This is a genomic window from Buttiauxella massiliensis (genome assembly GCF_902500225.1).
In the GTDB taxonomy this organism is placed as follows: domain Bacteria; phylum Pseudomonadota; class Gammaproteobacteria; order Enterobacterales; family Enterobacteriaceae; genus Buttiauxella; species Buttiauxella massiliensis.
Genome location: NZ_LR722649.1, coordinates 421,977 through 433,253 on the forward strand (window position 1 = coordinate 421,977; position 11,277 = coordinate 433,253).

General features: G+C 47.7%; 10 protein-coding genes. 9 read left to right on the plus strand and 1 reads right to left on the minus strand.

Features of this window, described 5'->3' with window-relative positions:
• Positions 1-8: 8 nt before the first annotated feature.
• The 8 genes from GC128_RS04190 (at position 9) to GC128_RS04225 (ending at position 8,673) form a co-directional block, all read left to right on the plus strand.
• The gene (locus GC128_RS04190; protein WP_151993229.1) at positions 9-2,153 is read left to right on the plus strand and encodes a hybrid sensor histidine kinase/response regulator; all 2,145 of its coding nucleotides are present in this window, start codon (positions 9-11) and stop codon (positions 2,151-2,153) included.
• 23 nt (positions 2,154-2,176) lie between these two features.
• Positions 2,177-2,545, plus strand: a complete 369-nt coding sequence (locus tag GC128_RS04195; RefSeq protein ID WP_151993230.1) for a response regulator — start codon at positions 2,177-2,179, stop codon at positions 2,543-2,545.
• A 33-nt stretch (positions 2,546-2,578) separates the two neighbouring features.
• A complete protein-coding gene (locus GC128_RS04200) occupies positions 2,579-4,237 on the plus strand; it encodes a diguanylate cyclase (RefSeq protein ID WP_226811984.1) in 1,659 nt (552 codons plus the stop codon).
• Positions 4,234-4,758, plus strand: coding sequence for a chemotaxis protein CheW (locus tag GC128_RS04205; protein ID WP_151993232.1), 525 nt, complete (start codon positions 4,234-4,236; stop codon positions 4,756-4,758). Before GC128_RS04200 ends, GC128_RS04205 begins: the two co-directional genes overlap by 4 nt.
• Positions 4,742-5,101 carry a hypothetical protein gene (locus tag GC128_RS04210; RefSeq protein WP_151993233.1) on the plus strand — a complete coding sequence of 120 codons (360 nt, stop codon included), beginning with the start codon at positions 4,742-4,744 and terminating at the stop codon, positions 5,099-5,101. The genes GC128_RS04205 and GC128_RS04210 overlap by 17 nt, the downstream gene beginning before the upstream one ends.
• Before the next feature lie 220 nt (positions 5,102-5,321).
• On the plus strand, positions 5,322-6,332 hold the full coding sequence (locus GC128_RS04215) for a sensor domain-containing diguanylate cyclase (RefSeq protein WP_151993234.1): 1,011 nt from the start codon (positions 5,322-5,324) through the stop codon (positions 6,330-6,332).
• A gap of 39 nt (positions 6,333-6,371) precedes the next feature.
• Positions 6,372-7,553 (plus strand): acetyl-CoA C-acetyltransferase, encoded by a 1,182-nt coding sequence (locus GC128_RS04220; protein WP_151993235.1) that lies wholly within the window; start codon positions 6,372-6,374, stop codon positions 7,551-7,553.
• Between the two features lie 424 nt (positions 7,554-7,977).
• On the plus strand, positions 7,978-8,673 hold the full coding sequence (locus tag GC128_RS04225) for a porin (protein WP_151993236.1): 696 nt from the start codon (positions 7,978-7,980) through the stop codon (positions 8,671-8,673).
• Positions 8,674-8,853: 180 nt separating this feature from the next.
• Here the strand turns inward: GC128_RS04225 and GC128_RS04230 are convergent, their stop codons facing one another.
• Complete coding sequence (locus GC128_RS04230; RefSeq protein ID WP_064513496.1) at positions 8,854-10,029, minus strand: oligogalacturonate lyase family protein; 1,176 nt, start codon at positions 10,027-10,029, stop codon at positions 8,854-8,856.
• Positions 10,030-10,456: 427 nt separating this feature from the next.
• Here GC128_RS04230 and kduD point away from each other — a divergent pair, with 427 nt between their 5' ends.
• Positions 10,457-11,218, plus strand: a complete 762-nt coding sequence (gene kduD / locus GC128_RS04235; protein ID WP_151993237.1) for a 2-dehydro-3-deoxy-D-gluconate 5-dehydrogenase KduD — start codon at positions 10,457-10,459, stop codon at positions 11,216-11,218.
• The last annotated feature ends 59 nt before the right edge of the window (positions 11,219-11,277 follow it).

The window sequence follows — 11,277 nt, forward strand, 5'->3', positions numbered from 1 at the left end:
AGAACCGTATGGCTATCGATCTTAAAAAATTTGTGCTGCGCTTTATTGATGAAGCAAACGGCCATTTACATACCGTAAAAGAGGGGGCGTTCCTGCTCTCATCTGGTCAAAATACCGACGCACAAATCGGAGAGATGTTCCGTGCGGCACATACCCTGAAAGGGGGCGCGCGAATGCTGAAATTGCAAAGCATCGCCGATGTTACCCATCAGCTTGAAGAGATATTAAGCGAGCTACGAGATAAAAAACTCGAGCCTAACCAAAGCATTGGTACATTAATTCTTCAGGCCTGTGACTACATTTCAAACCAACTGGCACAACTGTCGGCAAGTGAAGGTAATAACCAGTTGCCTCCGGCCGATGTTGCATTATGCGAGCAGTTAGCCCGCGCCAGCCGTGGAGAAATAGACACAGCTGCTGATGAAATAGCTAAAGCCCCGGTAGAAAAAACGGCCACTTTGCCATCGCTCGAAGTATTAGATGGTGGCTTAAAACAGGCCGGTTCGGTTCGGGTTAAGCTCGAAAAACTCGATGACCTGATTAACATCCTCGGTGAAGTTGTCGCCAGTCATGACCGTCTCGAGCAGCAAGTACACACGTTAGTCAATCTTGGGCCACGGCTGGCACAAATGGATGTCGAACAACTGCGCAAGCAGGTTCTGCAATTCAGCCGCAAGCTAAAAGATGATTTCCAGGTTCAACATCTCCAGATGCATGAACTTTATGATGTTGCCACCACCATTCGAATGCTTCCGGTGTCGATGCTGTTTGAACCGGTCTCAATGCAGGTGCGGGAACTGGCATCCTCCCTGAATAAGCAGGTGGACTGCCGTATTTTGGGTGGTGAAGTAGAGATCGACAGGCAATTAATCGACAGACTTTCTGAGCCTTTAACCCACTTGCTGCGTAATGCCGTTGATCATGGTCTTTGCGAAGCACCAGAACGGTTGGCTGCCGGAAAGTCGGCGCGTGGCACCATCACCCTGACCACTCAGCAAGACGGGCGCGGTATTTTGCTACGTGTGGAAGATGATGGCCGTGGCCTGGATTACGCGGCTATTCGCGCTAAAGCGGTGGCTCGTGGTTTGGTTGATGCGGCTGTGGTTGATCAGCTTTCAGAGCTGGAATGTAACGAGCTTATTTTCCATCCTGGATTTTCAACCAGCAAGATTGTCACTGAATTATCCGGCCGTGGTGTGGGCCTGGATATTGTTCGCAAGACTATTGTGACTGATTTACAAGGCACGCTTCAGGTCCATAGCCGCCCAGGGCAAGGCACCACCTTTATTATCAGGCTGCCCATTTCTCTGGCAATGATGCGCATTTTGCAGTTTGAACAGCAGAACCATCTTTTTGGGGTTGCTGCGCAGTACGTCGTTGAAGTGGTTAAATATTCTCGTGATGAAATTCGTGATATTGCCGGGCGCCCGGCAATTATTCTGCACAACGAATTTATCCCGGTTATCTCCGCGGCTGAAATACTGCGTATCAACGACAGGCCTGGAGTACATAACTCATCGGCCTCTAATGCGAATGACTTGCTGCTTATTATCATTCAGAACCAGTTTGGCAAGATGGCGATGCTGGTGGACAGCTTGCTCGATGAACGCAGCATGATGATTAAGCCTCTGCCGAAGCATATGCAGCAGCAGTCGCTAGTCTCTGGCATGGTTCTAAGCCCCGACAATCAACTGGTCAGTATCTTGCAAGTTCCAGTTTTAATGGATATGGCACAAAAACAAGGGCAGCCACGGACCGCTGCACCTAAGCCACAAGTTCGACAGAACTCATGGCATGTGCTGATCGTCGATGATTCATTGAATACGCGTGAAATTGAGAAAAACGTTCTGGAAGCACACGGTTATCAGGTCACGCTCGCCGAAGATGGATTCTCGGGGTTACAAAAAGCGCGTTTAACACAGTTTGACGCAGTGTTGACGGACGTAGAAATGCCAGTGATGGATGGATTCTCGCTCACTAAAGCATTGCGTGCCGAAGATAACTACCAACATATTCCGATTATTATCGTGACTTCACGGGCTAAAGAAGAAGATCGCCGCCGAGGGATCCAGGTGGGTGCGGATGCATATATAGCCAAGGGTGATTTCGAACAGGACAGCCTCATAGAAACATTAAAAATGCTTTTATGCTGAAGGCTTAAAAAGTGAGAAAAGAGATGCGTGTTTTATTAGTTGATGATGATTTGTTTGCCGCTGAATTGGCTTCGGTATTTCTGGAAATGAGCGGCTATGAAGTGGTTCTTGCTGAAAGTGCAATGACCGCATTAGCCAATCTTGATTCTGACGATGGAATCGATTTGGTCATCAGCGATTTCCATATGCCGGAAATTACCGGGCTGGATTTACTAGAGGTTTTGCGTGCCAACGGCTGGAAAAAACCTTTTATTTTACTCAGCGCCAGTGAGATGACTGACATCACTATCATTCCAGATTGCTGGGTGAAGAAAGACGAGAATATGGCTGAAAGGCTGGTGGCTGTAGTGAATGAGTTACTTAAGCCAGATGCTGCGGTAGAGCAACTATAAATCATGATAAAACAAGAGTTTATGCAAAATACGATGAATACTGCTCAAGATAAAATCGCTCGCTTGCGTCAGCGCTTTTTGCAGCGTATTCCCGTGATGTTAAGTCAGGCAGATGCTCTGCTGGCAAAATTAGTCACTGAACCGAATGAAGTGGATAGTAAGCAATTGCACCTTTTGTTGCATAGCATCCACGGGACCAGTGCGTCGTTTGGTTTCACGAAAATTGCCAGCCAGGCTGCTGAAGGTGAGCACCTGTTAGTGAGTCATTCTGTTTCGGATACGAAATACAGCAAGCTTGGCGAGATATTACGCCAGCTATATGCATTGACTGAAGAGCAGATGGAAAGCGCACGTCGTGGAGCAGACTCTTTAGTTAAGTTCCCGATAGCGGCTTCGACTCAGGAAGAGGTTGCGATTAATCGCACCATTAAGCCTGTTTATCTGTGTGACGATGAATGCGACCAGGCTGAATTACTGGCAACCCAACTTCGCTGTTTTGGCTTTATCTGTTATGTGTTTACCAACACCGCCGATTTTACCAAGGCGGTTTTATCACAGCCTCCGTCAGTGGTCATTATGGATGTTAGCTTCCCGGATAACGCTTATGGCGGCCCGCTTGCGATGTCTGATCTGAGAGAGAAAGTCGGCACACCTTTCCCGGTGCTTTATCTTTCCTGCCATAGCCATTTCCACGCTCGCATTAATGCGATTAAAGCCGGCTGTGATGGTTACTATGTAAAACCTGCATCAACCACCGATTTAGTTCAGGAGTTGCACCGCTTAACGCAACCGTCACTGAAAAAACCGTATCAGGTTTTACTGATTGATGATGAGCCTGAAGTCGCGCAATACAATGCCGAGATGCTGCGTATGGCGGGGATGGAAGTGCATGTTCTTACGCAGATTCCACACTTGCTGAATGTTCTCAATACTCATCCGATCGATATTGTTCTGATGGATTTCCACATGCCGGACTACAGTGGCGAAGAACTGACAAAACTGATTCGTCAGATCCCACAACATATCGGTTTGCCTATCGCCTATCTCTCAAGCGAGACCAATAAGAAAACCCAGTTTGGGGCGATGAGTACTGGCGCGGAAGATTTTATTATTAAGCAGGCCGATCCGCAGGAGTTAATTAATGCGGTTTCGATTCGCGCAGAAAGAATGCGTACACTGCGTGCTCGCATGTCTCAGGATAGTTTGACGGGCCTGTATAACCACTCAACGACGACGCATTATCTGGAAAGCGCCATCACAGAGTCCAACTACAGCGGCATTCCATTTAGTCTGGTAATGGTCGATTTGGATCACTTTAAAAATATCAATGATACCTACGGTCATGTCGCGGGCGATCAGGTGATTCTGGGCATCTCACAGCTGTTTTCCCACCGTTTACGCAGCACCGATATTGTTGGGCGCTATGGCGGCGAAGAGTTTGCGATAATTATGCCGGGCACCACGCAAGAACAGGCAGCCGCAGTGGTTGAAAGACTGCGCCAGGGATTTGAAAAAATTCACTTCTCAGTCAACCAGACTAACTTCAGCAATACCTTCAGTGCGGGAATTGCCTCCTGGCAGCCGGGAGACAAAATAGAAACTATCCGCGAACGTGCAGACCAGGCTCTATATTCGGCAAAACAGCATGGCCGTAACCGTTATTGCATTGCCGATGATAAGGAAGTCGCATGAGCGAGCCATTAGAGCAAATACTCAGTCTCTATCAGGACGAAAATCGGGAAATTGCCAACGTTGATGAACCGCAGTGCAGCCTTGTTTTGTTTAAGCAGGCTGACAAAAATTTTGCTTTTTACGGTTCGCAAATAAAAGAGATTCTGGCCGAGCGCCCTGTGTCATGGGTGCCAGGCTGCCCGCCTTCTCTTGAAGGGGTGATTAATTATCGTGGGCGCGTTGAATCAGTGATTAACATTAATCAGTTAATTGATGCCGCTGGTCAGGATGTGCCAGGCAAACGCACAATTTTTATTGGCCGGGGCAATAAAATGCAAAGCGGGATACTTATCGACAAATTAATAGATGTGCTGGATGTGGCTGAAAGCCTGATTCTTCCTGCCGCTGATAATTTATCTGCTGCTATGCAAAAAGTGGTGGTCGGTATTGTTCCTGTAGGCCACGAGTATTTTGCGCTACTGGATTTGAATTTAGTCTTTGAGCGTTACCTGGAAACCAGTGGCTATGACTCACTCGCTTAGTCTTGCGGCAGTGCGAATCACCCTCGGGAAGATGCATTTTTATATCCCATCATCGCAGGTGCAGCGCTGTGTGCTGGCGGGGCCCGATACACCGGATATACAGCAATTTAGCCACTGGCTAGGGTTGCCGGGTGAGCCACAGAGCGGTATGCATCTGCATTTATTAGTTCCTGCAAGTAACGTCGCAAAAGGTTGGTACTTCTGGGGAGAGCTGGAAAATGTGGTACTACGGCCAAATGAAATACTCCCGCTACCCGTGATATTACAGCAATGTTGCAAATTACCCGGGCTGCGCGCGCTGGTGCAGGATGAAAGCCTGAGTCCGTTATTAAGCTGGCGGTGAATTTTGCACCGCCCGCTCTCTTCGTTATCACTACGTCAAATTCGCAGATAACTCCCTGAACTAAACGTTTCTTCAATCTTGTGAAAAATGAATCCATCCAACGAGTGGCAGACTCCCAATAGTCATATTTGGCAGGGGAAGTCGTACTCAAAATATGTTAAAAACATACCCATCTGAGATTTACATCTGTGCGATTAATTAAAAAGGTATACCCGATTTTATGTCTGACAATCTTATCGAGCGTATTTCCACCGCGTTAGAATCTGAATACACACTTGAGGGGCTTGTCCGACAGCTGCTGGAAATGCTCGAATTGGTTACCAACATGGAGTCAACTTACCTGACTCGTATTGACCCGGACGGCAGTTTCCAGCATATCCTCTTTGCCCGTAATACCCATCACATGCAGATCCCTGAAGGCCTTTCGGTTCCTTGGGGTGATACGCTTTGCAAGCGCGCGTTAGACGAAGGAAAGCGTTACACCTGCGATGTGGCCAATGTTTGGGGGGATTCGCAGGCCGCGAAAGCGTTAGGCATTACCACTTACGTCAGCACGCCGGTAACACTTGCGGATGGTTCTTTATATGGCACGCTGTGCGCAGCCAGTTCCGAGCATCGCATTTTGACTGAGCGTAGCGAACAAGTGCTGCAACTCTTTGCACAGCTGATTGCGCAACAAATTCAGAATGAACAGCTTTTGCAGCAGCTCCAGCAGGCAAATGCCGCGCTCACTACCGCCAGCTATACTGATGAACTGACAGGGCTGCCTAACCGCCGAGCGGTATTTGAAAAGTTACCAAAACTCTTTTCTCAGGCTCGTCAGGATGCGCGTTTTGTGTTGCTGGCTTTTGCCGATCTGGATGATTTCAAAGAAATTAATGATGTTTATGGCCACGATTCTGGTGATGACTTCCTCTGCTCCATTGGGCAGCGCTTGCAAGCAGGTGCCCGGCCTGACGATATAATAGGGCGAGTCGGTGGTGATGAGTTTATCGTGGCCGGTATTGGTCCTAAAGAGTACGGCATGGCGCTACAGGCTGCGCAGGCATTCAAAATTCGCCTCTCAAACTTGCTGACTGGCGAGTATCAGCTACATTCCAGTGTGATTAATTATGCAGGCCCGAGTATTGGTGTTGTTGCAATCAACCCAGAGCTAACCGATCACGATCAGGCGTTGCGCGAAGCTGATGCCGCGATGTATCTCGAGAAAGATCGTCGCCGGGGCTTATAACCTTTCCAGTAAAGCAGTCACAACGTTGCGGAGATAATGATGAAAGATGTCGTGATAGTGGGGGCTGCACGAACGCCTATTGGCTGCTTTCAGGGGGCTCTTTCACCACGTAGCGCTTCGGAGCTGGGGAGTGCGGTGGTTAAAGCGCTACTAGAACGCAGCGGCGTGAGTGAGCAAGAAGTTGATGAAGTGATCCTGGGGCAGGTTCTCACTGCGGGAGCCGGGCAAAACCCTGCGCGCCAAACCGCACTGAACAGTGGTTTGCCGTGGTCTGTTTCCGCTATCACCATTAATGATGTTTGTGGCTCCGGCTTAAAAGCGCTTCATCTTGCGACTCAGGCGATTCAATGTGGTGAAGCTGACGTAGTGATTGCTGGTGGACAGGAAAATATGAGTCGTGCTCCACACGTTTTGGCCGATAGCCGTAACGGTGCTGGCCTGGGGAATAGCCAACTTATCGACAGCCTGGTTCACGATGGATTGTGGGATGCCTTCAACGATTATCATATGGGCGTGACGGCTGAAAACCTTGCGCGTGAATATGGTATCAGCCGTGAAAGCCAGGATGCCTATGCTCTGGCATCACAACATAAAGCGCGGGCAGCGATTGATGCCGGGCGTTTTAAAGATGAAATTGTGCCGGTGGCGTTTGAGACTAACAGTGGAAAACTGGTGATTGTTGATACCGACGAGCAACCACGCACCGATGCCAGTGCCGAAGCTCTGGCGCAATTGCACCCAACCTTCGATATTCAAGGAAGCGTAACCGCGGGAAATGCCTCTTCTATTAATGACGGTGCCGCAGCGGTATTAATGATGAGCGCCAGCAAAGCCGAAGAATTGAATCTGCCGGTGTTGGCTCGTATCAAAGCTTTTGCAAGCGTTGGTGTTGATCCCGCTTATATGGGCATTGCGCCAGTCACCGCGACCCAGCGTTGCCTTGAACGCGCGGGCTGGAAGCTTGAGGAGCTTGATCTTATCGAAGCCAATGAAGCCTTTGCGGCGCAGGCACTTTCGGTGGGAAAAATGCTTGAATGGGACGAGCGCAAAGTGAATGTCAACGGCGGTGCGCTGGCGTTAGGGCACCCGATTGGCGCGTCCGGCTGCCGGATTCTGGTGTCGCTGGTGCATGAAATGATCAAGCGCGATGCCAAAAAAGGGCTAGCGACGTTGTGTATTGGCGGCGGGCAGGGCGTGGCGCTGGCAATAGAACGCGACTAATTTCCTATATTAATTTTGATTATTGATTTTTAAGAATACCGCCTTATGGGCGGTGTTTTTCTATTACAGAGGTCACACTTTCACTCCATTTTATTTAACTGCGTCACAAAATCCCCCCTGTTACTCATTTTAATTGTTAAGCATCCACCCATTTTAATTTCATTTAAGTCCTCAGCTTTTTCTTGTGTAAATAAATTTAAATATCATTGAAATGTATACCAAATGAAGTTTTTGGTTATTTTAATGTGATGATTGTCGCCAAATATCAGGTGTTGTCCTTAGTTTTGTTGATAGTCATCACGAAGATTACCAGATGTTAATTTCGACATAAATATTTACGATCTCGATCACTAAAATAATGTTCATTTAAAAATAAAATCCAGTTTCATAATAATGAAACGATATTTCAATGAGGGATTTATTTATGTTGAAGAAAACTCTGGGCCTGGCAATGTTGATTGGTGCTTCTTTTGCAGCCCAGGCTGTAACCGTCGACTTACGCCATGAATTCATTGACGGTGGTAATAAGGATAAAACCAACGCCGATCGCGTCTCAGTTTCACATCGTTTTGCAAACGGCTTTGGTTTCTCTGTCGAAGCGAAGTGGAAATCAGGCGGTGATAATACCGATCAACCTTATAGCGATTTCGTGGGTAACGGCCATGAAGAAAATATTAGCTGGCAATGGAAAGCGGATAAAAACTTCTCTCTGACGCCCGGTTTTGCCATCGAAAGTAATGACAGCCGCACTATTTATAAGCCGAACCTACGTGCGCAATATAGCTTCGACAATGGTTTCTATGTTGCAGCTCGTTATCGTTACGATTACACCCGCTTCCCGGCGAACGCAAATAAAGATGACGATAAAGTCAACCGTGGTGACGCATGGGCTGGCTTCGTGATGGGGGACTGGCGTACCGAGCTGAACTACGTTTATGCGCGTAGTGAAGAAGGTAATAAGCGTAATAATAACAAACCTTATTCCCAGGAATATAACGTGAAGTTGGCTTATAAACTGGATAAAAACTGGTCCCCATATGGTGAAGTCGGTAACGTCGGTGTGAATGACCGTGACGATCGCCAGACGCGTTTACGTGTCGGTGTTGCGTACTCCTTCTGATAGTTTAATCCTTTAATATCCTCTCCCAGCCTCTGCTATTAGCAGAGGCTTTTTTATATTTGAATAAGATATAAAGCGATTAATTTTAAGTACACAACCAACACCTTAAATAAATAGATATAAAAAAGCCCTCTCATAAAGAGAGGGCAAGGCCTACACAGGGCACACTATGTTTATCTATCAGGCAGAAATTAATTCTGGGTTAGCAGGCATTTTGGCAATATACAGTGCAGGCTTACCATCTTTATCGGAGCTGAATAAAATGGCACTGTCATCCGGAGTAAATGAAGGATGCGGATGCGTAACCTGGCGGCTATTAGCAAAAGTTGCCCAGGAAGTATCGTGGCGAGCGACGCGGAAATAAGCTTTTTTCGCTACATCGAAGGCATATAAATATGGATCGTTGTCGATGGTGTAACCGCTAGTATCTTTAACGTCAACCGGCGTACCGGAACCGTCTCCAACCAGCAACGAACCATCGAAGTTACTCATCAGGTGTGAACATGCTGGCATCTGCATGACTTCGGTATTTTCGCCGTTATCTGGGTTGTAACTATAAATGGTGCGGCCTTGCTGACCTTTCAAATAAGAAACGTACATCAGCGAAGAACCGTTTGGCACCCAGAATTCGTGCGTGCAACTTTCGCCTTCCGCATGTTCTTTCACTTTGCGCACGTTGCTGCCGTCTTCATTAACCATCCACATGCGCGCATCGACTAAATCATGCGGGCCTTCGTGGCAGAACGCGACAGTGTTGTCATCGAACGGGCGGTAAATCGGGTGGCCGAGCCAGTTTTTTTCCTGATGGATAACCGCGCTTTCGCCGGTTTGTAAATCCACACGCAGCAGGCGGCAGTTTGGTCCTTTATGGAAGAAGTCATGGAAGATTTTCCAGTCGTTCAGTGGAACCCAATCGTCTTTGGAAATTTCAATACCGACTAATTTGGTGCAATCGCTGTTAGCAACCCAGGTACCGTAACCAACCCAGTCAGCAGGTACACGATAAACTTCACGCTCAACCAGAGTTTCAAGGTTAACTTCCAGCAGAGTGCGCTCGTTCTTCACATAATAGAGAGATTTGTCATCCGGGGAGAGGAAACCACCAAAGGTATTGTCGCCAGTACCTTCCGTTAACTGTACGGCTTCGGCAGCGGCGATATCCAGCAGATAGTAGTTCCAGTTACCGTCAAATTCGCCTGCAAACAGTAACTTACTGCCATCCTGGGTAAAGCATTTTTGGTAGAAGTAATTGCGGTGGCACGTTACTTCCGGTGGCGTTAAGCGGGTGACTTCGACGCCTGTGTCTGGGTCCTGGCTCACTTCGTAAACCAGTTTAACCCGCATACCTTTAGCCATGATGCTCTCCTTTAAATGACAATTCATATACCCGTCATCCTGCAACTCGAATGCTAACGGATATCCGGTGAAATCAATGTTCAAAATTCTGGTGTTAATTTATCAAAACATTGTTTCAATATATGTGATTGCATTCACTAAACAGCAACACCACTAACAATACTTTCAGTAAACAGATGCATTTAAGGGGGTAAGTGCAGAGGGAACGTGATCGAAATATCAAATTTGAGAAGTATTCTCCGAAAGTTGAAACAACGTTTCATTTATAATTGAAAAGCGATTTCAACAAGATTACTATGAATCCATCAAAGATTACGGAACAGCGTTTTTACCGTAAGTGATTTATGAGTTGCGCAATTTGCGTGAACAAATTTTTCCCCAAAATGCTTGCACTTACAGCAGGCCCGTATAAAAAAAGGAAACCTACATGATTCTGGATTCATTCTCCCTGGAAGGTAAAGTTGCTGTTGTTACTGGTTGTGATACAGGTCTGGGCCAGGGTATGGCTATCGGTCTTGCAGAAGCTGGTTGTGACATCGTTGGTATCAACATCGTTGAACCGGCTGAAACCATCGAGCGTGTAAATGCTCTGGGTCGCCGCTTCCTGAGCCTGACCGCTGACCTGCGCCAGATTGATGGTATTCCATCTTTGTTGGAGCGTGCGGTTGCTGAGTTCGGCCAAATCGACATTCTAGTTAACAACGCAGGTCTGATTCGTCGTGAAGATGCCATCAACTTCAGCGAAAAAGACTGGGACGACGTAATGAACCTGAACATCAAGAGCGTATTCTTCATGTCTCAGGCTGTGGCTCGCCAGTTCATTGCTCAAGGCAAAGGCGGCAAAATCATTAACATCGCTTCTATGCTCTCTTACCAGGGTGGCATCCGCGTACCGTCTTACACTGCTTCTAAAAGCGCAGTTATGGGTGTGACTCGTCTGCTGGCGAACGAGTGGGCACAACACGGTATCAACGTGAATGCTATCGCACCGGGCTACATGGCGACCAACAACACCCAACAGCTGCGTGCTGATGAAGAGCGTAGCGCTGCAATTCTGGAGCGTATTCCTGCTGGTCGTTGGGGTCTGCCAGAAGATCTGAAAGGTCCAATCGTGTTCCTGGCATCTACTGCTTCTGATTACATCAACGGTTACACCGTTGCAGTTGATGGCGGCTGGTTAGCACGTTAATTCGGGTCAGCGGTGGATGACGCTTATCCACCGTACAACACCAAGCCCGTAGGTCGGGC

Bases quoted from the DNA above. Each gene is read 5' to 3' on its own strand.
- GC128_RS04190 (WP_151993229.1), top strand. From the start codon at position 9: ATGGCTATCGATCTTAAAAAATTTGTGCTGCGCTTTATTGATGAAGCA.
- GC128_RS04195 (WP_151993230.1), top strand. From the start codon at position 2,177: ATGCGTGTTTTATTAGTTGATGATGATTTGTTTGCCGCTGAATTGGCT.
- GC128_RS04200 (WP_226811984.1), top strand. From the start codon at position 2,579: ATGAATACTGCTCAAGATAAAATCGCTCGCTTGCGTCAGCGCTTTTTG.
- GC128_RS04205 (WP_151993232.1), top strand. From the start codon at position 4,234: ATGAGCGAGCCATTAGAGCAAATACTCAGTCTCTATCAGGACGAAAAT.
- GC128_RS04210 (WP_151993233.1), top strand. From the start codon at position 4,742: ATGACTCACTCGCTTAGTCTTGCGGCAGTGCGAATCACCCTCGGGAAG.
- GC128_RS04215 (WP_151993234.1), top strand. From the start codon at position 5,322: ATGTCTGACAATCTTATCGAGCGTATTTCCACCGCGTTAGAATCTGAA.
- GC128_RS04220 (WP_151993235.1), top strand. From the start codon at position 6,372: ATGAAAGATGTCGTGATAGTGGGGGCTGCACGAACGCCTATTGGCTGC.
- GC128_RS04225 (WP_151993236.1), top strand. From the start codon at position 7,978: ATGTTGAAGAAAACTCTGGGCCTGGCAATGTTGATTGGTGCTTCTTTT.
- GC128_RS04230 (WP_064513496.1), bottom strand. From the start codon at position 10,029: ATGGCTAAAGGTATGCGGGTTAAACTGGTTTACGAAGTGAGCCAGGAC.
- kduD (WP_151993237.1), top strand. From the start codon at position 10,457: ATGATTCTGGATTCATTCTCCCTGGAAGGTAAAGTTGCTGTTGTTACT.